The organism is Pseudomonadota bacterium (assembly GCA_027624955.1).
In the GTDB taxonomy this organism is placed as follows: domain Bacteria; phylum Pseudomonadota; class Alphaproteobacteria; order UBA828; family UBA828; genus PTKB01.
In genome coordinates this window covers 26,101-48,110 of sequence record JAQBTG010000010.1, presented here as the reverse complement: position 1 = coordinate 48,110, position 22,010 = coordinate 26,101, and the positions used below count along the sequence as shown (strand labels likewise).

Sequence of the window (22,010 nt, the reverse complement as noted above, 5' to 3'; positions counted from 1 at the left end):
TATGTTTAAATAATGATCACTCTGCCTCCGCTTCAAATAGGCCCGCTTTGCATCGCCGATCCGGTCTTGCTCGCGCCCATGTCGGGCGTGACCGACATGCCGTTTCGCCGGTTGGTCAAGAGTTTCGGGGTCGGGCTGGTGGTATCGGAAATGATCGCCAGTCGGGAAATGCTGCATGATTCGCGGCGCACCAGAGAATTGCTCCGCCGATCCGACGATGAAAAGCCGATCGCCGTGCAGCTCGCTGGCTGCGAAGCGGATGTCATGGCGGAAGCGGCGAGAATAAATGAGCAAGAGGGCGTCGCTCTCATCGACATCAATATGGGTTGTCCGGCCAAAAAGGTGGTGAACGGTCAAGCCGGCTCCGCCCTCATGCGTGACGAAAGGCTTGCCGGGAGCATTCTGCAAGCCGTGGTCGACGCCGTGAACGTCCCGGTGACTCTCAAAATGCGGACCGGCTGGGACGATGACAACCGTAATGCGCCGCGCCTGGCGAAAATCGCCGAAGAGTGCGGCATCAAGATGGTTTCGGTCCACGGCCGCACGCGCTGCCAACTATATCGCGGTCAGGCAGATTGGGATTTCATCGCCGAGGTCAAGGCTGCGGTGCGAATTCCCGTGGTGGGAAACGGTGATGTCGTTGACGAGGAAGACGCGGAAACGCTGCTCAGGCGGTCTGGCGCCGACGGGGTGATGATCGGCCGGGGCGCTTATGGGAGACCCTGGTTTCTCTCACAAGTCGCCCATTATCTCCGCCATGGCCGAAAAATTCCGGCGCCGCCGCTCGACATGCAATGTGATGTGCTATTGCGCCACTACGAAGGGCTGCTGTCACATTACGGCCACGCCGTCGGAGTTCGCGTCGCACGCAAGCACATCGCCTGGTATTGCAAAGGTTTGCCGGGCGAGAGCGAATTTCGCGCGCGCGTCAATCGCATGGATAATCCGACCTCTGTCATTCACGAGATAAAGCAGTTCTATTTACCGCTCGCGGATCGAGCAGCGGCATGAGCGTCCCATTACCATGAGCAGCGCGACTCTGCGCCAGTCACCGGTCGGTGCGGCGGCCGAATCGTTCGAAGCGGCCATTCTTGACGCGCTCCCTCTAGCGGTGTTGCTGATCGGTCGGGACGGTGTCGTTCTGCACGCTAATCCGGCGGCGGAAGAGCTGCTTGGCACCAGCGCGGCGGTGCTGGGAAAAGTCGGGTTGACCGGCATTGTCTCGCCTTTCAGCAACCTTGTCGCGATGATCGAACAAGTGCGCCAGAATGCGCAGACCATGTTTGAACATGGCGTCGAATTGGATTTGCCGCGGGCAGGGGGCCCGCGTCTGGTTGACGTCCGCGCCGCACCCCTCGCGCAGAAGCCGGATCTTGTCGTCCTCTCGCTCGCCATGCGCACCGTCGCCGAACAGTTGGGCCGCCAGTTTCAGCAGCGCGATGCCGGCCGATCCAATGCCGCCATGGCGGCCACATTGGCGCATGAGGTGCGAAATCCGTTGTCCGGCATCCGCGGCGCGGCACAGCTTCTTGAGAGTGGCGCAAGCGAAGAGGACAAGGCGCTGGCCCGGATGATTCGGGACGAGAGCGACCGGATTGCGGCGCTGATCGATCGAATGGAGATATTCGGCGATGAATCCATGCCGCGTGACACGGCAGCGTTAAACGTTCATGAACTGCTTGACCATGTACAGCTCGTCGCCAAATCCGGGTTCGCCGGCCAGGCCGAAATCAAGACGGAATATGACCCTTCTCTGCCACTGGTCGCCGGCAGCCGCGATGAGTTAATTCAAGCCTTCCTCAATCTTGTTAAAAACGCCGCCGAGGCCCTGCCGGCGCGCGGCGGTGAAATCGCCATCAAGACGCGCTACGAACATGGTCTTCACGTGCGTGGCGGCGGACGCCTGCGCGTGCAACTGCCCATAGCCATACGGGTAGAAGATAATGGTGCCGGCATTGCAGAAGATCTGCGAGATTGCCTGTTTGAGCCCTTCGTGACCAGCAAATCGGGCGGCGCGGGCCTTGGCTTGGCGCTGGTGGCAAAAATTGTTGCCGATCATGGCGGTGTGGTCGATGTCGAGGGCAAGCGCGGCAACACGGTCTTTCGCATTCTGTTGCCGGCTGCCGACCAAGGGAGTGTAGCGCGATGAACGCTTCACCAGGCGAGCGCCACGCAACCATTCTGGTGGCCGACGACGACCGTTCCATACGCACCGTCCTGCATCAGGCAATGGCCCGGCTCGGCCATCAGGTGCAGGTCACCGGCAATGTCACGACGTTATGGAAATGGGTGGAACAGGGGGCCGGAGACCTGCTCATTACTGACGTCATGTTTCCGGATGGAGATGCCCTGGATATTCTGCCACGCATCCGCAAGACACGACCGGACATGCCGGTCATTGTTATGAGCGCGCGCAATACATTGCAAACCGCCGTCCGTGCAACGGAGCGCGGCGCATTTGACTATTTGCCCAAGCCGTTCGATTTGAACGAGGTCGCACGCGCCGTGCGGCGTGGTTTGGCGGCAAAAGCCGGTAATAATAGCGAAGCAATTGCCCAGGATGACGAAAGCGAATTTGATGAACGATTGCCGCTGATCGGCCGCGCGCCGGCGATGCAGGAGATCTATCGCACGCTGGCCCGCCTGATGAGCACCGATTTGACGGTCATGATCGTTGGCGAATCCGGAACCGGAAAGGAATTGATCGCGCGTGCCTTGCACGAATATGGCAAGCGCCGCGCGGGGCCTTTCGTGGCCATCAACATGGCTGCGATTCCACGCGAATTGATTGAGAGCGAGCTCTTTGGTCACGAAAAGGGCGCGTTCACTGGAGCGGTCGCGCGCAAGGAAGGCCGGTTTGAGCAAGCCCATGGTGGAACCTTGTTCCTCGATGAAGTTGGTGACATGCCGCTGGAGGCTCAAACCCGCCTCCTGAGAGTTCTGCAAGAAGGCGAATTCATTTCCGTTGGCGGCATCAAGCCGCTCTACACAAATGTGCGGATTATCGCCGCGACCCATCGAAATTTGCGGCAAATGGTTGCCCAGGGATTGTTTCGTGAGGATCTATTTTTTCGCCTGAATGTGGTGCCGTTACGCCTGCCACCCTTGCGCGAGCGCAAAGACGATATAGCCTTGTTGATGCGCCACTTTCTAGTTCGTGCAGTGAACGAGGGCCTGCCGGGGAAAAGCATATCGCCGGCCGCGATGCAGCGCCTGAAATTGCATGATTGGCCGGGCAACGTACGCGAGTTGGAAAATTTGGCACGGCGCATCGCTGTTTTGCATAATGAGGAAATAATCGAACCCGACGCGATTGAGAAGGAATTGGCGGAAAGCATGCCACCGCCTTACAGCGCGGAATCTGAGGGCGCGCTACGAGCGGCCAGCGCGCCAGGAGACGATAATTTGGGCTTGGCAGTTGAGCGTCAACTAAGCGGATATTTTGCCGCACATGAGGGTGAATTGCCGCCCGCAGGTTTATATGACCGCGTGCTGCGGGAAATCGAACGTCCCCTGCTCACAGTCTCCCTGGTAGCGACCGGCGGAAACCAATTGAAGGCGGCAAAAATGCTCGGCATAAACCGCAACACGTTGCGCAAGAAAATTCGCGACCTCGACATTCGGGTGATTCGCGGCGTCAGGCAGGACATTGACGGAATTGAATAGCCAGCAGGTGCAGCCGCCGCCACTGCCATCGCGGCCAGTGCCGGCTGCTGGCCCGGCTCGGCTGCGTGAGTGGTTTGGCCACTGGTCGCGCGCAGTCGGCTTGCCACGCAAGCTCGCCATTGCCGTGGCGGCCGCGGCCATCGCCTCCGGCATCGCCACCTACGGCGCAATGTCCGGATCCGCACCGTTTGGCTCCGACCCCCGAAATGTCTTGATATTGCTCAACATAGATCTGGTGTTGCTTCTCATATTGGGCGCGATAGTCGCGGTGCGGCTAGTGCGGCTGTGGCTTGAGCGCAGGCGTGGCTCTGCTGGCTCCAAACTGCACACGCGCTTGGTCGGCTTGTTCAGTCTGGTTTCTGTAACACCGGCCATCGTCGTGGCGGTATTTTCCGCACTGTTTCTAAATTTTGGTCTGCAGGCGTGGTTTTCGCGGCAGGTTTCGACTGCGTTAGATCAATCGCTTGTCGTTGCCGAATCTTATATGCACGAGCATCAGGAAGCCATACAGGGACATGCCCTTGCAATGGCCAATGATCTCAACAGCCAAGCGCCGTTTCTCGTTCAAAATCCGGGCCGTCTTAGCCAATTGGTCAACCGGTTGGCCGAACTGCGCTCGCTTTCTGACGCGGTGGTGCTCACCCGCAATGGCCGCATCCTGGCCCGTAGCGGGCTCAGTTTCGCGCTGGAATTGGACCGCATTCCGGAGCCCCTAATGCTCCGCGCCGCGGCCGGTGAAGTTGTTGTTTTGACGAGCGAGCCGGATGAGCGGGTTCGCGCGCTGGTCCGGCTTGTCGCTTTCGTCGATGCCTACCTCTATGTCGGCCGGTATATCGAAAGCAGCGTGTTGAATCATGTGCAGCGTGTCCAAGGCGCCGTCGGCCAGTACAAGCAGTTGGAGCGCCGACAATCAGGGTTTCAGATTACTTTCGTTTTGATTTTTGTGGTGGTTGCGCTCCTGGTCCTGCTCGCTTCGATTTGGGTCGGATTAGCATTTTCGAATCAGCTTGTGCGGCCCATAAGCGGTTTGATATCGGCGGCCGAAAGGGTGCGGGCGGGTGATTTGTCCGCGCGCGTTGAAGAGGGTGACGATGGCGATGAAATCGGCAGCCTCAGTAGAGCCTTTAATCGCATGACCGGGCAGCTTGCCGAGCAGCGCGAGGAACTTGTTGAGGCGAATAGGCAATTGGACGAGCGGCGTCAGTTTACTGAGGCGGTATTGGGCGGCGTGTCGGCCGGTGTTATCGGTCTGGACGCGGACGGGCTGGTTACCCTTCCCAACCGCTCAGCACTAAATCTCCTCGAATCAAGTGCTGACGTTTTGATCGGACGATCAGTCGAAGAAATAGTACCCGAAATGATACATCTCATAGAGGAAGCACAAGCCCGCCCCGACCGGTTGATCGAGGAGCAGATTGAACTTGCCCGCGGTGGACGAAAACGAACGCTCCTCGTACGTATTGTGGCGGAACAAGTGGAAGGGAATATTGTTGGCTATGTTGTCACGTTCGATGACATCACGACGCTGGTCGCGGCGCAGCGGACCGCGGCTTGGGCCGATGTGGCCCGGCGCATTGCCCATGAAATCAAAAACCCCCTAACGCCCATTCAGTTATCGGCTGAGCGTCTCAAAAGAAAATATTTGCACGAAATTTCATCCGAGCCCGAAGTTTTCTCAGCCTGTACGGATACCATCGTCCGTCAGGTAGGTGATATTCGCCAGATGGTCGATGAATTCTCAGCGTTCGCGCGCATGCCAACCCCAGTGATGCGGCCGGAAAACTTAGAACAAATTGTCCAGCGTGCGGTCTTACTTCAGCGTGTCGCCCATCCGGACATAGAATTTGTGCTGGATCTGCCGAACGGGCCGGTGACTATGGACTGCGATTCTCGCCAACTTGGCCAATGCTTGACCAACTTGCTTCAAAATGCCGCCGAAGCGATTGAAGGTCGTGAAGAATACCCGGCTGGCGTGGACGAAAAAGGAAAAATTATCATCAAGGTGCGCGGAGAAAATGGTGAGAATGTCATCGAAATTGAAGACAACGGACCGGGTTTGCCGATGGAGAATCGCGACCGCCTCACGGAACCCTATGTGACGACGCGCGCGCGCGGCACGGGTCTTGGTTTGGCAATCGTCAGCAAGATCATGGAGGATCACTTCGGCGAGTTTATTCTGTCCGACCGCTTCGGCGGCGGCGCACTCGCGGTGCTGAGGTTCCCCCCCGCCAAGCTTGACGAGTTCCATGATGGTGCCAAGAAAATAGATGCCGGGGCATAGAGAAATGTCGCACGACATCCTCATCGTTGATGACGAAAAAGATATCCGCTTGTTGGTCGCGGGCATCCTGGAAGATGAGGGTTATCATCCACGTGTGGCGGGGGATAGTGCGGCAGCACTGGCAATGCTTGAGGCCAGTCCGCCGCCGGCTCTGGTGATTTTGGACATCTGGTTGCGAGGCAGCGACCTGGACGGGATGGAGTTGCTCAAGCTGTTGAGCCGCAAACATCCGGAGCTCCCGGTTATCATGATTAGCGGACACGGCAATATTGAGACCGCCGTCGCGGCAATAAAATTGGGCGCCTATGATTTTCTTGAGAAACCGTTCAAATCGGATCGGCTATTGCTGCAAGTTACCCGCGCGCTGGAAGCGGCGGAGTTGCGGCGCGAGAATACCGAGCTCAAACTGCGCGTCGGGCCGCCCCCCAACTTAATTGGGGAATCATCCGCCGTTACCAGCCTGCAAGCGGCGGTCATGAAAATTGCGCCAACCGGGAGCAGGATCATGATTTCGGGGCCGGCCGGTTCCGGAAAAGAAGTTATCGCGCGGCTAATCCACGAAAATTCTCATCGCAAGAGCGGGCCGTTTGTTGTCGTCAACTCGGCGATGATGCGGCCTGACAGCCTCGAGATGGAATTGTTTGGCACCGAACAGGGGTATCCCGATTCCAATAGCGCGCGGCGGATCGGAACATTTGAACGGGCACATGGTGGCACATTATTTTTTGATGAAGTTGCTGACATGCCGCTGGAAACTCAGGGCAAAATGGTGCGCGTGGTTCAGGAGCAGATGTTTGAACGTGTGGGCGGTAGCACCCGCGTTGAGGTGGATGTGCGCGTGATCGCGGCAAGCAACAGGAATCTTGCCGAGGAAATAAAGGCCAAGCGTTTTCGCGAGGATCTCTTCTACCGTTTGAATGTGGTTCCGATTGCGATTCCGGCGTTGCGTGATCGTCGCGATGACATACCCGAATTGGCGCGTCACTTCATGCAGCGCGCCGCTGAATCCTCCGGTCTGCCGCCGCGAGAAATTGCAGCGGAAGCCATGGCTGTTCTGCAATCCTGCGATTGGCCCGGCAATGTGCGTCAATTACGAAATGTCATCGAGTGGCTGTTGATTATGTCGCCCGGCACGTCTAAGGACGTTGTCACAGCGGTGATGCTACCGCCAGAACTCGGCGCTGCGGCAACTGAAATGACGAGCAATCAATGGACTGGCGAAATCATGGCCCTGTCCCTAAGGGAGGCGCGAGAAGTCTTCGAGCGGGAATATCTGGCGATGCAACTCAGCCGCTTTGGCGGCAATATATCGCGTACTGCGCAGTTTGTCGGGATGGAGAGGTCGGCGCTTCACCGCAAATTAAAAGGTTTAAATTTGACTGATTCGGACCGGTCGCGCGACAGAGCGGGTGTCGGCGAGGAATTAGATCGATCATGACCAAACGGGGCATCGTGCGGTGAGGGTAATCGTTTGTGGCGCCGGGCAGGTCGGCTCAAGCATTGCGCGTCAGCTTGCGGGTGAAGCCAATGATGTCACAGTGATCGACAGTGATCCGGTGATCTTGCAAAAGCTCTCTGAGAGCGCTGAGGTCCGCTGCCTCGTCGGCGGCGCTTCGCTGCCCGACGTGCTGGATGAGGCGGGCGCAAAAAATGCTGATATGGTAATCGCTGTGACCTATTCCGACGAGGTCAATATGGTCGCGTGCCAAGTCGCGCATTCCATATTTGGCGTACCGGAAAAGATCGCGCGAATTCGTCATCAGAGTTACCTGTTGCCAGCATGGGCAGATCTCTACAGCCCCGATCATTTGCCAATTGATCTGATCATTTCGCCTGAAATCGAAGTGGCGCACGCGATTGAACGGCGCCTTGAGGTGCCAGGCGCTCTCGATATGTTGCCTTTCGGCGATGGCCGACTTCGCGTTATTGCGGTGCGGTGCCAGGATGGCTGTCCGATCGTCAATACGCCGCTCAGGCAGCTGACCGAAATTTTTCCAGACCTTAATATTGTCGTTCTTGCAATCATGCGCGGAGATAAATTGATCGTCCCACGCGGCGACGACCAAATGTTGGTCAGTGACGAAGTGTATTTCGTTGCCGACACCGAGCATGTAGACCGTTCGATGGCGGTATTCGGGCATGAGGAAAAGAAGGCGCGCCGCATGGTCATTGTCGGCGGCGGAAACATCGGCCTTTTTCTGGCGCGCGATTTGGAAGAAGCGCATCCCGAACTGAATCTTAAGATCATCGAAGTGAACGCCAAGCGCGCGCAATATTTGGCGGAAAATCTTTCCGGCACCACCGTCATACATGGTGATGCCTTGGACAGCGATATTCTGGGGGAAGTGAATATTGCCATGGCCGAAGCCGTCATTGCTGTGTCGAATGATGACGAAGTGAACATCCTGGCGTCGCTTCTTGCGAAAAGGGCCGGTTGCCAGCGCGCCATTACTCTGGTCAACAGTTCGAATTATTCGCCCCTCATGGGCACGCTTGGAGTGGATGTCGCGGTCAGCCCGCGTGAGTCGACAATATCCACTATTCTGCAAAGAATTCGCCGCGGGCGAATATTGGGCATTCAATCGATCCGCGATGGATTAGCGGAGATCGTTGAAGCCGAAGCGCTGGAAACTTCGCCCCTTGTCGGTAAACCTCTCAATGAAATCAAGCTGCCGAATGGCATTCTGATCGGCGCCATTCTGCGCGGCGGCGAGGTCATCATTCCGCGCGGCGACACGGTCATCGCCGCGCATGATCGGGTCGTGGTATTCGCCGCTGCTTCGGCGGTGCGAAAACTCGAAAAATTGTTTGCTGTCAGTCTCGAATTCTTTTGAGGATATGAAACGCGGATGTCAAGAATAGCTTATGTCAACGGCCAGTATGTTGCGCATGCGGAGGCGCAAATCCATGTCGAGGACCGCGGCTACCAATTTGCCGACGGTGTTTACGAAGTAGCCGCCATTTTCCGAGGCCTGATAATTGATGAGGACGGCCACCTTGCGCGTCTCAAGCGCTCGCTAGGCGAGCTGCAAATGCCGATGCCGATGCTGGACCGGCCGTTCGCCGCGGTCTGCCGCGAGACCCTCCGCCGTAACCGCGTGCGCGATGGAATAATCTACATTCAAGTCTCGCGCGGCGTTTCGCGCCGGGATCATCCGTTTCCCAAAAATGTGAAGCCCGCGCTGGTGATGACCGCGCGCGCCGTTGAATGGCCGCTCAACGCAGATGACGATTCCGGTGCTAAAGTCGTCAGCGTCGCAGATATCCGTTGGCTACGCCGCGATGTGAAATCGATATCCTTGTTGCCCAATGTGCTCGCCAAACAAGAGGCGCGCGAGAAGGGCGCCTACGAAGCCTGGCTGGTTGACGCGGATGGCTTCGTGACCGAGGGTTCCTCGACCAATGCGTGGATTGTCGACGGCGACGGCAATATCGTGACCCGCCAGCTGGATAACAATATATTGGGTGGAATAACCCGCGCGACCATCCTTGAACTAGCACGCGAGCACGGGATGGAGGTCATCGAGCGGCCGTTTTCTCTGGCCGAAGCGCTGGCGGCTCCGGAAGCTTTTTTAAGCAGTACGACATCGTTCGTTCGCGGAATCATCGGGATCGATGGGAGCGTGATCGGCGATGGTGCGCCGGGCCCGGTCACTCGCCGTCTGCGCGCTCTTTATCTCGATTATTGCCGAGGCGCCGGCTCAAACGAATAAATGCTGCGGCCGGTAGATTAGTTTCGCACCGCCCAAAATGGCAGCAGACGCAGCTTCCGCAGCCGTGTTGGAGCCAATGAGGGTCGCGAACGGCGGGTTCGCTCCGGAAAATGTTACTTCTTGGTGCTGCCAATTATTTGTCGCTGTGGCGTAAACACCCATATAGTTAGTGAATGCGGCAAGGAAATTCGGCGCGCCGTCAAATTGGCAGCTGTTTTGGTCCGACAGAAAGGTTCGGGCCGCAATAAGAGCAGAAAAGAAACGGGGGAATAAGCCATGCCTAGTGACAAATCACAGAACCTTCAGGACGTGTTTCTAAATCACGTGCGCAAAGTCAAAATGCCGGTCACCATATTTTTGGTGAATGGTGTAAAATTGCAAGGCGTGATCACCTGGTTCGATAATTTTTGTGTGCTCTTGCGACGCGATAACCATTCGCAACTTGTGTATAAGCACGCCATATCGACGGTGATGCCCGGTCAGCCGATTCAGCTCTTTGATTCCGGCGACGATGAAAATGGGCAAGAGGATGATTAGGGACGCCGCCCATTTCCCCTGACACTGCGAGCCCAGGAAATATCGCCACGCCGGTTATCGCCTGTGTCATTCATCCGGATGTGCCGCCAAAAAGACGGCGCAATTACGTTGGTAATGGTGGGCAATCGACGGCGAATAATAATACCGCTGCTCGCGATTGTGAAGCTAGGCTCGAGGAAGCAGTTGGTCTGGCCGGCGCTATTGGCCTGGAAATCGCGTATCGCGCCGTCGTTCCGATACCGCGCATCCGCCCGGCGACCTTGTTCGGCTCCGGTAAAGTTGAGCAAATCGGCGAAATCGTTGTCGCGAATCACGCGGCGATTGTCATTGTTGATGGCACACTCAGTCCTGTGCAGCAGCGGAATTTGGAGCGCGCTTGGGATTGCAAGGTCATCGATCGAACGGCCCTTATTCTTGAAATTTTTGGCGCCCGGGCGCGCACGCGAGAAGGCAAATTACAAGTCGAACTGGCCGCGCTTTCTTACCAGCGCAGCCGCCTGGTGCGGTCTTGGACCCATTTGGAGCGCCAACGCGGCGGGTTCGGCTTTCTCGGTGGTCCGGGCGAGAGACAGATCGAATCTGATAGACGCCAACTTCGCGATCGTATCGCCAGATTAAAGCGTGAATTGAATGAAGTCGCGCGGACGCGCTCACTTCACCGCGCGGCGCGTCACAGGGTGCCCCACCCCGTGGTCGCCCTAGTGGGCTATACCAACGCCGGGAAATCTACCCTGTTCAACCAGTTGACCGGTGCGGAAGTCGAGGTAAAGGACCAAGTGTTCGCGACCCTCGACCCCACCATGCGCGGTTTGACGCTGCCGTCGCGACGTCGGGTGATTCTGTCCGATACAGTTGGCTTCGTTTCGGATCTTCCGCACGATCTGGTGGCCGCATTCCGCGCAACTTTGGAAGAGGTGAGCGAAGCCGACCTCATTCTTCACGTTCGCGACATTTCGCACGCTGAAACCGCGCAGCAGCGGCGCGATGTCCATACGGTTCTTGCGGAATTGGGGCTCGAAGAGAACGTAAAAGCCGGGCTCGTCGAAGTTCACAATAAATCGGATTTGCTCGACAAGGCTACGCGCGATCATCTCGCCGCAGTAACCGAGCAGAGTAGTTCATCTGTGCCCATCTCCGCGCTCCGGGGCGAAGGGCTGGAGCGCCTCTTGAGCTTGATTGACCGGGAATTGTCGGCTGACAGAGAGATCGTGACGCCCAAGATTAATCTGACGGACGGCGCGACAATTGCTTGGCTCTACCGCCATGGCGAAGTCCTGAACAGGTCAGACGATGATTTGCACGCTCATTTTCGGGTGAGCCTCACACCGGCTGACGTAGAGCGCCTGGGTCGGCTCCGAAGAATTGGCCGATAGAGCCGAAACCCGGCTTAAATTCAAGAGTTTAGCCTTCGTTTTAGCTATCCGGTTGACAGGGCGAGGCCTGCGTCCGTATATAACGCCTAGCACTCATCGGCGCGGAGTGCTAATAACCGCGCCGAGAGATTAGCGCAATTTGAATCAGAGGCTCTCGCCTCGCAGAATTTGGTGGGAGATACACCATGAATATCAGACCGTTACAAGATCGTGTCTTGGTTCGCCGTATCGTTGTGGATGAGAAAACAATGGGCGGAATCATTATTCCTGATTCTGCTAAGGAAAAGCCCGTAGAAGGCGAAATTCTCGCGGTCGGGCCCGGTGCACGGGACGAAGATGGAAAAATTCATTCTTTGGACGTATCAAAAGGTGACCGCGTATTATTCGGCAAGTTCGGTGGCACCGAAGTCAAACTTGATGGTGAAGAACTTCTCATCATGAAGGAATCCGACATCATGGGAATCATCAAGTAAAGCAGGCGTAACACTATGGCTAAAAAGGACATCCGGTTCTCCGATGCCGCGCGCGCGAAGATGTTGCGCGGCGCGGACAAACTCGCAGATGCGGTTCAAGTAACGCTCGGCCCCAAGGGCCGTAATGTCATATTTGAGCGTGACGGTATGCCACGCAGCACCAAGGATGGCGTGAGCGTTGCTAAGGAAATTGAACTTTCCGATCGCTTCGAAAATTTGGGAGCCCAGATGATCCGCACTGTGGCGGCCCGCACGGGGGAAGTCGCAGGAGACGGCACCACCACGGCGACGATTCTCGCGCGGGAATTGCTGCGTGAAGGCCTAAAGGGCGTCACTGCCGGAATGAACCCAATGGATGTGAAGCGTGGCATCGAATTGGCGGTTCGGGCTGCCGTCGCTGACATCAAGAAACGGGCAAAGTCGGTGTCCAGGCATAATGAGATTACCAATGTCGCGCGCATCGCCGCCAACAGCGACATAATGGTCGGTCAGATGATTTCCACCGCGATGAAAGAAGTCGGCCAACACGGTGTTATTACCGTCGAGGAAAGCACTGCGCTGGAAAGCGAACTTGAGATCGTCGATGGAATGCGCTTCGACAAGGGATTTTTGTCGCCCTATTTCATGACCAATCAAGAGAAAATGATCGCGGAACTGCGTAATCCTTATATCCTGCTGCACGACAGCATAATCTCCAATCTTGCCGGTATGATAAATATATTGGAACAGGTTGTGCAGTCGGGACGGCCGCTTTTGGTCATTGCCGAGAATGTTGACGGCGAGGCTCTAAGCAGTTTGGTGGTGAACAAGCTGCGCGGCGGCTTGAGCGTCGTCGCCGTTAAGGCGCCTCTATTTGGTGATCGCAAGCGCTCTATTCTCGAAGATATAGCCGTCCAGACGGGCGGCGTCGTGGTCAACGAAGATAAAGGCAACAAGCTCGAAAATCTCACGCTCGATGATCTGGGGCAGGCCTCCCGGGTTGAGGTCAGCCGGATTGAAACCATGATCATTGAGGGCAAAGGCAGTAAGCGCGACGTCGAGGCGCGCTGCCGGCAGTTGCGCAATATGCTTGCCGCTGAAGATTCAGAATACGAGCAAGAGCGCATTCAGGAGCGCCTGGCCAAGCTCGTCGGCGGCGTCGCTGTTTTGAAAATTGGCGGCAGCAGTGAAATCGAAGTGAAGGAACGCAAAGACCTCGTGGATGACGCGTTGAACGCAACCCGTTGTGCGGTTGAAGAAGGCATTGTTCCAGGCGGCGGCGTGGCACTTCTTAATGCCCAACGGGCTCTGACTAAATTGAAGGGCGCAAACGAAGGGCAGCAGTTCGGCATTTCGGTCGTGCGCAACAGTTTGTCGATTGCAGCCAAATCGATTGTTAACAATGCCGGTGACAATGGTGAGCTGGTCGTGGGCAAGTTATTGGAGGGCAAGCCATCCAATCGCGGCTACGATTCTCAGAAAAGTAAATATTGCGACATGATGACCGCCGGAATTATTGATCCAGCAAAAGTAGTGCGCACGGCCTTGGAAGATGCGGCTTCGGTTGCCGGTCTGATGATTACCGCCGAAGCGATGATTGTCGAAATTCCCGAGCTACTTCCGCTTCCCGACCTTCCCGATGGGGCAGACGCCATGCACGGCAATATGCCTGGTGGCATGGGCGGCATGGGTGGTATGGGCGGCATGGGCGGCATGGGCGGCATGGGCATGTAAGGCCCGCCAATACTTGGCTTGGCATATTTCGAATTTAGGACCGGCATCGTTTGATGCCGGTCCTTTTTCCTTTTACCAGGGCAGCGTCCTGAATATTGCGCAGCGGGGAGGGGAAGGGATTAGTTCTCTTCCTTCTTGGCCCGTTGCCAAATTCGTTCGAGTTCTTCCAACGACATTTTCTCAGGCTTTTGATTGTCGGCCGCTGCCAACGCTTCAAGGCGGCGGAAACGTTTTTCGAATTTCGCGTTTGCCTGTCTCAACGCATATTCGGCATCGATTCCCATGTGCCGCACAAGGTTTACACAGGCGAATAGCAGGTCGCCGCATTCGAGATTGAGTTTCTCATTGTTTCCGCCCTCGGATCTGGCTTCCTCGACTTCGGCCAGCTCTTCAGCAATTTTTTCAATGACCGGCGCGGTTTCCTGCCAATCAAATCCCAGGCGTGCGGCGCGCTTTTGTAATTTTTCCGCGCGCATCAGGGCGGGGAGGGCCAAGGCGACGCCGTCAAGTGCACTCGCTGCTGTATTTTTTCCTTCCGCCTGCACCGAGCGCTCATTGGCCTTTAGTGTTTCCCAGGCCAGGCTTTGGTGATTTGCGTCGTTGATTTTTGTATCGGCGAACACATGCGGGTGCCTGCGGATCATTTTGTTGGAGATGCCTGCGGCAACATCGTCGAAATTGAATGCGCCGGCTTCGCGGGCCATTTCAGCGTGATAGACCACTTGCAGGAGGAGGTCGCCCAATTCATCGCGCAGCGCGTCCATGTCGGAATCCTGGATCGCTTGTTCGACCTCATAGGCTTCTTCGATCGTGTAAGGGGCAATGGATTTGAAATCTTGTTCGATATCCCAGGGGCAGCCTGAATCAGGGTCTCGGAGTCGGGTCATGACATCCAACAATGCTCCTATATTCTTACTCATCTAGAATTTCCTAAGTGCGCATAATATATATTATGGAAAATTAATAGTATTGGTTAGACATTTGAAAATCATACTATGTCGTTGATTTTATGCAGCTTTATTAATTTCGATGATTTTCTATTTCGCTCCGGACTTAAAGTTGCAGTGTCATACCGTCATATCCGGGTTCCACTCCATTTGGTAGTCGCGCCAGGAGGTCCTCGTAGTCAAATTGATGCGACATATGGGTGAGAACTGCCCTATCGGGATTCACCCGCGCAATCCAATCGAGAGTGAGATCAAGATGCGCGTGGGTCGGATGTTCCTGAAAGCCAACGCAATCGATGATCCAGAGTTTGATGCCTTTGAGCGCCTCGAAACTGGAATCGGGGAATTCCTTCACATCGGTGGAATATGCGGCATCGCCGAATCTAAAACCGCTCGTAACGGCGCGGCCATGAATTTGGTCAAATGCCAAAATCGATATATCGCCGATCTTGATCGTGTTTCCGTGCGGCAGCACATGTGCATTCAGGCTCGGGCGGCTCCACCAGCTACCGATCGGCTGAAATGCGTAGCTGAAGCGCTCTTGAATCATGTTCAGCGTCGCTTTGCTGCCCCATACGTCGATCGCTCGGTCCATGTTGAAATTTACCGAGCGTAGGTCGTCGAGGCCATGTAGATGATCGGCGTGGGCATGGGTGTAAAGCACGCCATCCAAATGCGTAATTTCGGTATCGAGCAATTGGGCACGAAGGTCCGGCGATGTATCGACCAGAAGCCGCGTATCGCCTTGTTCCACCACGATCGATACGCGCCGGCGCTGGTTTTTGGGATCGTCCGATCGGCATACGGCGCAGTCACAGCCCAGCGCCGGAACACCGGATGAAGTGCCGCAACCTAAAATCGTTATATTCATTTATTATCAAATAGTTTTGAATCGACCCGAGTAAACAACTCGAAGAAATTTTTGCTGCTTTGGTCGACAATTTCCGCGAAATCAACACCCTTCAAATTGGCGATAAATTGCGCGGTATCGCGAACAAAAGCGGGCTCGTTGCGCCGGCCGCGATGCGGTACAGGCGCCAAATAGGGTGAATCGGTCTCCACAAGGAGGCGTTCGAGAGGTATGTCGCGGGCGATATCGCGCAAAGATTCGGCGTTTTTGAACGTCACGATACCGGAGAGGGAAATATAGAATCCGAGATCCAGTGCCGTTTCCGCCACTTCACGGCCGACACTGAAGCAATGGATGACGCCCGGAAACGCCCCCTTCCCCGCCTCTTCGCGAAGAATTTCGCAGGTCTCACTGTCGGCGCTTCGGGTATGCACGATCAAAGGCAGCCCGCACTCCCTGGAAGCATCGATATGCTTGCGAAAGGCAGCGATCTGCTCTTCGCGCGGACTCGTGTCGTAAAAGAAATCCAGGCCGGTTTCGCCGATGCCGATGACTTTCTCGTGTGATTCTACAATGTGGAGTAGATCTGCTGTCGTAAAATCATCTTCCTCGGAAACATGGTGGGGATGGATCCCAACCGAGCACCAGATGTTCGGATAAGCCTCGGCGATCGCCAATACCTGGCTAAATTGGCTCAAGCGGGTGCAGATAGTTTGCAGGGCACCGATCCCAGCTTCCGCGGCGCGCGCCAGGACTGCGTCCCGATCCCCGTCGAAATCCTCGAAATCTAGATGGCAATGGCTATCAACAAGCATAGCGGTACCGGCGTTCAATCTTCGGGCGCGTCATCGACAAAGCGCGGAAATATTGCGCTGGGCGGCGGCAGCTCGGTGCCGGGTTTGCCGGCGCCCGTCGGTCCGAGATGGGAAAAGTCGCGCGCATCCACGGGCACGCCGAGTTGATCGAGCATTCTTGCGCAAGAGTCCGGCATGAAAGGTTGCGCCAAAATTGCCAGATGGCGGATCGCCTCCGCCGCGACGTAGAGCACCGTCGCCATGCGCTCAGGGTCGGTTTTTTTGAGGGCCCAGGGTTCCTGTGCCGCGACATAGCCGTTGGCGAGGCGTACGAACGCCCAGATTTCACTCAGCGCCTCATGAAACGAATGGTTTTCGGCGAGCTCTGTTCTGACCGTATCGATCAAGCTATGCGCCGCAGCGAGTAAGGCATCATCTACGTCGCGCAATGCTCCCGGCTGCGGTAATTTCGCCTCACAATTTTTGTTGATCATCGACAGCACGCGTTGGGCCAAATTGCCAAAATCGTTGGCGAGCTCGCTATTGATCCGCCCGACCATCGCGCGGTGCGAAAAATCACCATCATTGCCGAACGGTACTTCACGCAGCAGGAAGTAGCGTACTTGGTCGAGGCCGTAGCGCGTCACGATGTCAGAGGGCTCGATTACATTGCCGAGCGATTTTGAGATTTTTTGGCCTTCGTTCGTCCACCAGCCATGGGCGAAAACCCGCTTTGGTGGCTCGAGCCCGGCGGCCATGAGAAATGCCGGCCAATAAACTGTGTGGAAGCGCAGGATGTCTTTTCCGACCATATGCAAATCGGCCGGCCAAAATGTCTTATACTTTTCGCTGTCTTCGTCTGGAAATCCGGTGGCGGTGATGTAATTGGTGAGGGCGTCGAGCCAGACATACATGATATGCGCATCATCACCCGGCACCGGCACGCCCCAGCTGAAGCTTGTGCGTGAAATCGAAAGGTCGAATAGTTCGCCTTCGACGAAACTGATCACTTCGTTGCGCCGTGTTTCCGGCGAGACGGTATTGCTCCCCGCCGCGCCGTAATATTCCAGCAATCGATCGCGCCAATCGCTGAGTCGGAAAAAATAGCTCGGTTCCTCAACCCACTCTACTGGCGCGCCGCTCGGCGCCAGCTGTCCACCGTCGGCGCTCTTGACCAGCTCCGATTCCGCGTAGAATGCCTCGTCGCGCACCGAATACCAGCCGCCATAGGTATCCAGATAGATGTTGTCCCGGCCCAAAGGAGATTTGTTGCCGGCGATACGGCGCCATAATTCCTGGCAAGAGCGGATATGGCGCGGTTCCGTGGTGCGAATGAAATCATCATTGGAGAAGTTCATCAATTTGGTGAGCTCGCGGAAGCGTCCGGACACCTCATCGACAAACTCCTTCGGCTGCCGTCCTGCCGCCGCAGCCGATTTTTCCACCTTTTGGCCATGCTCGTCGGTGCCGGTGAGAAAGAATACGTCACGGCCATCGAGGCGCATAAAGCGCGCAACGACATCACAAGCGAGCGACGTGTAAGCGTGGCCGATATGCGGCGAATCATTCACATAGTAGATCGGCGTGGTGATGTAATATGCGGTTTTCCGCATGATGCGCGCGCTCCTCGGGCTTAGGTCAATCCCCTGCCGCCTGCTGCAATGCGGTGAAAGCGTTCAATATCACGTGCTTTCGATCGAGATTGACGGCTTCGGCGCGGGCAAACAATCGGCTCAGTTTTTCCCATACCGCAGCCCAATGTTCAAGGTCGCCCTTAGCCAATAGGCGCCGGCGCAGCGCGTCCTCGCGCTCCGAAATGCCGCGCCGCTGAGTTGATTTCGCGCCATCGCAGATCAGGTGATTGAGCCACCAGACAAGCAAACCGGAAACTGTATGAAAGGCTTCGGCACCGTCGTTGCGTGCGACCCTATCGCCGAGACTATGAACAGCGCGGATATCGAGATCAGGCAAACCGCTGAGGATGCCGATCAGTTTCTCGTAGAGTTCCACCCCACCTTGCTCCGCCAGCGCCAGAGCGCGGCCCGGGCTGCCCTCCGAAATCGACGTCAATATTTCTCGCTCCTGCGCGCCCAGTCCAGGCGCGATTTGCATGGCGATGAGATCGCTCACCATGGCATCGGTGAGCGGGCGCATGGTCAGCGAACGGCAGCGCGAGCGGACGGTCGGTAATAAGCGTGCCGGCGCGTGGCTAACGAGCAGAAACAGAGTCTGTGGCGGAGGTTCCTCAAGGTATTTGAGGATCGCGTTGGCGGCGTTCCGATTCATGTCTTCGGCACCGTCGACGATAACCACGCGCCACAGACCTTCCCCTGGCGTGAGAGAAACCAGGCGGCCGACCCGTCTGACATCGTCGACCACGATTTCTGAGCGCTTTTTGCCGGTTTTTTCATTTGTACTTCGCTCGATGGTCATGAAATCGGTATGGCCGCCAGACGCGACGCGGCGGAAAATCGGGTGGTCCGGTGCGATAAAAAGCGGCCCACTCTCGCCGCTTCCCTGTGGACCGCCGGCGAGCACAAATCGGGCGAACTGATAGGCAAGCGTCGCCTTGCCGATGCCGCGTGGACCAGAAAGAAGCCAAGCATGCTGCAACTTGCCTGCGCGCCACGCCTCGAACAGCGTTTTGACCGCATGTTGGTGGCCGCAAAGAACAGAATTATCACGCGGTGGGAACGGCGCGGGCGGCGATATGGCGTTTAAATCGTCAGCCAAGTTGTTCAATCAACCTATGATGCTTCAATTTTGAAGCGCTCTTGCACTGATTGCCAGACGGCTTGATGGACGCTGTCGGTGTCGAGCGCGCCATCTATCACTCGGCAGCGCGCGGACTGGGCTTCGGCAATGCTAAGAAATCCGCAGCGCAGCCGCTCGTGCATGGCGCGGTCCATCTGTTCATAGCGGCTGACGCCAGCAGCGCGGCGTTCGGTTCGCGCGAACCCATCGACGACTGGCAGATCAAGAATTAGCGTGAGATCCGGCATCGCGGCGCCGGCAGCCAGCTCCCCTAAGTGGTTTAGCTTGTCGAGGTCGACGCCTTGGCCGTAGCCCTGATAAGCCAGGGTCGAATCCAGAAAGCGGTCGGTGATTACCCAAATGCCGCGCTCGAGCGCCGGCAAGATGGTGCGCTGAACATGATCATGTCGCGCGGCATTGTGCAGCAGTGCTTCCGTGAGCGGGTCCCAGCGCTCGACCTGACCAGAAACAAGCAGGGCACGAATTTCCTCAGCACCGGGGGAGCCGCCGGGCTCGCGCGTCGCTAGCGTCTCAATGCCGAAAATTTCCAGACGCCGGCAAAGAAGCTGCGCTTGGGTGGACTTCCCGGCGCCCTCCCCGCCTTCAAAGCTAATGAATTGGCCGCGCGCCATATCCGCCGCTCAACGTGTTTGCTCGCCCCAAAGCAGATGATTGAACGCGGCGCCGATCCGCCCGAAGGCGGACAGGCGGCCGATTTCAGTTCCCGCCACGAGCGGAAGTTCGATGGGTTTTCTGTCGCCAGCGGTGACCACCAGTTTGGCGATCTCTGTGCCCATTTTCACCGGCGCGGGTACCGGCCCGGGCGCCAGCACCTTAACCTTTAATTCGTGCCGTTGGCTGCGCGACAGGGTCACGGTCAGGTCATGATTAATTATCAAGGGCACATTCACTTTGTCTCCCAGCCACACTTCGACCTGTTCGACAATGTCGCCGGCCTTGAACAAGGTGTAGTTGGAATATTCAGTGAAGCCGTGATCGAGAATGCGTTCGACCTCATGGGCTCGTTCGTTCACGTTACTCATGCCATTCGCCACCGCAATAATGCGTCTGCCGCCCCGGCTTGCCGACGCCGTTAGACCATAGCCCGAGGCCTCCGTGTGGCCGGTCTTGAGGCCGTCGGCGCCCGCATAGGTATAAAGCAGAGGGTTGCGGTTGCCTTGCTTAATGCCGTTATAGGTAAAGTTTTTCTCTTGAAATATGGAATAAAACTGCGGAAAATTTCGAATAATGCTGTGTGCCAATATGGCTAGGTCGCGCGCCGTGGTGACATGTTGCGGGTCCGGCCATCCGGTAACATTCATGAAGTGGCTGTTGTTGAGGCCAAGCTTTTTTGCTGTCGCATTCATGAGATCGACAAATTGCGCTTCCGATCCGGCAATGCCCTCGGCGAGCACAATACAAGCGTCGTTGCCGGACTGCACGATGACGCCGCGCAGTAAATCGTCCACCGAGATTCGGCTGTTCAGCTCAACGAACATCTTAGACCCGCCCATACGCCAGGCTTTTTCGCTCACCCTCAACGGGGCGTCGAGCGACAGGCTCCCTTCCGTCAATGCTTCGAAAACGACGTAAAGGGTCATCAGTTTGCTCATCGAGGCCGGAAACATGGGCTGGTCTGAATTCTTCTCAAGCATCACCGCCCCGGTGGTGTCATCAACGAGAATCATTTGTGCGGCGCTAGTCTCAAACGCGGCTGTGCCGTCGCTCGGTGCGCCAGCAAGCAGGATAAAGGAAATCAGGCTCGCGGCACTGAATCGCATTATCCTTTTCGCACGCTGTCCTGCCGGCGGCCGCAACCATTTTAATATATGGAACATGTTATTTAAGTCTCTCGCTTGGTCTTTGCGGATGCGTGCGGGGGCGCAAAGTGGAGCTTAGCCGCCTTCTCCTGAGCATGCCACGGCGTAAGAAAGTTATTGGGCCACGATAAGGCGGGCATCGCTATGTCCGGCCCCGATGACTTTTGCCAGGAGGCTGTCCGCCTGTTCGAGGTCGGCGATCGGCCCCATTCGCACTCGGAACAGAGTGCGGCCGTTGATATTGGCCGCGGAAATAACGCTGCGCGAGAGCCCGCTCAGCTGTCGCGCGAGGGTGACGGCATTGGCGCGCTCCGCAAAGGCGCCAATCTGAACGAACGTGCCGGTGAGCGTGGTGCCGTTTTCCGGCCCCAAAGTGGAGGATAATTCATCATTGCCGCTGCTGCCCAATTCGCTCTCGGGGGCGTCCAGATACTGGCTCGAGATTGCCGGGCGTTCGACGGTGGGCTCGCTTTCCATTGCGACCACTTCCTCCGTGTCCAAGCGCCGTTTCGGCTGCTCGCGGTCGGCGATGACGGTCAATGGCGCAAATTCAAGAAACTCGACCCGTACTTTTGCTGTGCCATTTTTGTGAAATCCGAGGAGCTGGGCGCCACGCCGCGAAATATCGATGATGCGCCCGGGGACGAACGGTCCGCGGTCATTCACGCGCAGCATCAGGGTGCGGCCGTTTTCCAGATTGGTCACACGCGCGGTGCTTGGCATGGGCATGGTCTTGTGCGCGGCGGTCAGCTCGTTCATGTCATAGCGCTCGCCGTTGGCAGTATTACGACCATGAAATGGCTCGCCGTACCAGGAAGCGATCCCGGTCTCATTATAGCTTGGGTCGAAATGCGGAAAATAGCGCACGCCTTCCACCAAATAGGCATTGCCGAGCTTATAGCCGGCCGGAACGGGCAGGCTCGGCGGTGGTTCGGCCGTAGGCTCGCCTTCAATTGCTCGGTTGAGTTTCTTGGCGGAATGGAAAATGAGCGAGGTTTCGTCGCAGGCGGACAGCAGTGCGGCGCCCACGGACAAGGCGGACAAAGCAGCGATGGTCCGCAAAATTCTCATGATCTGGTGGTCTCAGCT

General features: G+C 56.7%; 19 protein-coding genes. 11 read left to right on the top strand and 8 right to left on the bottom strand.

The annotated features are described in order from the left end of the window. Positions 1-12 precede the first annotated feature (12 nt). The 11 genes from dusB (at position 13) to groL (ending at position 13,756) form a co-directional block, all read left to right on the top strand. Positions 13-1,011, top strand: a complete 999-nt coding sequence (dusB, locus tag O3A94_05735; protein MDA1355756.1) for a tRNA dihydrouridine synthase DusB — start codon at positions 13-15, stop codon at positions 1,009-1,011. 13 nt (positions 1,012-1,024) lie between these two features. Continuing rightward, on the top strand, positions 1,025-2,149 hold the full coding sequence (locus O3A94_05730) for an ATP-binding protein (protein MDA1355755.1): 1,125 nt from the start codon (positions 1,025-1,027) through the stop codon (positions 2,147-2,149). Next, on the top strand, positions 2,146-3,666 hold the full coding sequence (ntrC, locus tag O3A94_05725; protein MDA1355754.1) for a nitrogen regulation protein NR(I): 1,521 nt from the start codon (positions 2,146-2,148) through the stop codon (positions 3,664-3,666). The genes O3A94_05730 and ntrC overlap by 4 nt, the downstream gene beginning before the upstream one ends. Next, the gene (locus O3A94_05720) at positions 3,650-5,947 is read left to right on the top strand and encodes a PAS domain-containing sensor histidine kinase (protein ID MDA1355753.1); all 2,298 of its coding nucleotides are present in this window, start codon (positions 3,650-3,652) and stop codon (positions 5,945-5,947) included. Before ntrC ends, O3A94_05720 begins: the two co-directional genes overlap by 17 nt. Positions 5,948-5,951: 4 nt before the next feature. After that, a complete protein-coding gene (locus tag O3A94_05715; GenBank protein MDA1355752.1) occupies positions 5,952-7,385 on the top strand; it encodes a sigma-54 dependent transcriptional regulator in 1,434 nt (477 codons plus the stop codon). A gap of 19 nt (positions 7,386-7,404) precedes the next feature. Then, entirely contained in the window at positions 7,405-8,781 is a 1,377-nt protein-coding gene (gene trkA, locus O3A94_05710; protein ID MDA1355751.1) for a Trk system potassium transporter TrkA, read from the top strand. Between the two features lie 15 nt (positions 8,782-8,796). Continuing rightward, positions 8,797-9,660, top strand: a complete 864-nt coding sequence (locus tag O3A94_05705; GenBank protein ID MDA1355750.1) for a D-amino-acid transaminase — start codon at positions 8,797-8,799, stop codon at positions 9,658-9,660. 276 nt (positions 9,661-9,936) lie between these two features. Beyond that, positions 9,937-10,197, top strand: a complete 261-nt coding sequence (gene hfq, locus O3A94_05700; protein ID MDA1355749.1) for an RNA chaperone Hfq — start codon at positions 9,937-9,939, stop codon at positions 10,195-10,197. Positions 10,198-10,277: 80 nt separating this feature from the next. Further along, positions 10,278-11,570: a GTPase HflX gene (gene hflX, locus O3A94_05695; protein MDA1355748.1), complete on the top strand. Its 1,293-nt coding sequence runs from the start codon at positions 10,278-10,280 to the stop codon at positions 11,568-11,570. 185 nt (positions 11,571-11,755) lie between these two features. Further along, positions 11,756-12,043, top strand: a complete 288-nt coding sequence (locus O3A94_05690; protein MDA1355747.1) for a co-chaperone GroES — start codon at positions 11,756-11,758, stop codon at positions 12,041-12,043. A gap of 15 nt (positions 12,044-12,058) precedes the next feature. Further along, positions 12,059-13,756, top strand: coding sequence for a chaperonin GroEL (gene groL, locus O3A94_05685; GenBank protein ID MDA1355746.1), 1,698 nt, complete (start codon positions 12,059-12,061; stop codon positions 13,754-13,756). A 119-nt stretch (positions 13,757-13,875) separates the two neighbouring features. Here groL and mazG read toward each other — a convergent pair whose 3' ends face one another. From mazG to O3A94_05645, 8 genes are all read right to left on the bottom strand, one after another. After that, the gene (gene mazG / locus O3A94_05680) at positions 13,876-14,676 is read right to left on the bottom strand and encodes a nucleoside triphosphate pyrophosphohydrolase (protein MDA1355745.1); all 801 of its coding nucleotides are present in this window, start codon (positions 14,674-14,676) and stop codon (positions 13,876-13,878) included. A gap of 133 nt (positions 14,677-14,809) precedes the next feature. Next, positions 14,810-15,574, bottom strand: a complete 765-nt coding sequence (locus tag O3A94_05675; GenBank protein MDA1355744.1) for an MBL fold metallo-hydrolase — start codon at positions 15,572-15,574, stop codon at positions 14,810-14,812. Beyond that, the gene (locus O3A94_05670) at positions 15,571-16,368 is read right to left on the bottom strand and encodes a TatD family hydrolase (protein MDA1355743.1); all 798 of its coding nucleotides are present in this window, start codon (positions 16,366-16,368) and stop codon (positions 15,571-15,573) included. Before O3A94_05670 ends, O3A94_05675 begins: the two co-directional genes overlap by 4 nt. A 14-nt stretch (positions 16,369-16,382) precedes the next feature. Then, complete coding sequence (metG, locus tag O3A94_05665; GenBank protein ID MDA1355742.1) at positions 16,383-17,960, bottom strand: methionine--tRNA ligase; 1,578 nt, start codon at positions 17,958-17,960, stop codon at positions 16,383-16,385. Positions 17,961-17,985: 25 nt separating this feature from the next. After that, complete coding sequence (locus tag O3A94_05660) at positions 17,986-19,080, bottom strand: DNA polymerase III subunit delta' (GenBank protein ID MDA1355741.1); 1,095 nt, start codon at positions 19,078-19,080, stop codon at positions 17,986-17,988. 14 nt (positions 19,081-19,094) lie between these two features. Continuing rightward, complete coding sequence (gene tmk / locus O3A94_05655) at positions 19,095-19,733, bottom strand: dTMP kinase (protein ID MDA1355740.1); 639 nt, start codon at positions 19,731-19,733, stop codon at positions 19,095-19,097. Positions 19,734-19,742: 9 nt separating this feature from the next. Then, positions 19,743-20,882 carry a D-alanyl-D-alanine carboxypeptidase gene (locus tag O3A94_05650; GenBank protein ID MDA1355739.1) on the bottom strand — a complete coding sequence of 380 codons (1,140 nt, stop codon included), beginning with the start codon at positions 20,880-20,882 and terminating at the stop codon, positions 19,743-19,745. A 153-nt stretch (positions 20,883-21,035) separates the two neighbouring features. Next, the gene (locus O3A94_05645) at positions 21,036-21,992 is read right to left on the bottom strand and encodes a septal ring lytic transglycosylase RlpA family protein (protein MDA1355738.1); all 957 of its coding nucleotides are present in this window, start codon (positions 21,990-21,992) and stop codon (positions 21,036-21,038) included. Between the last annotated feature and the right edge of the window lie 18 nt (positions 21,993-22,010).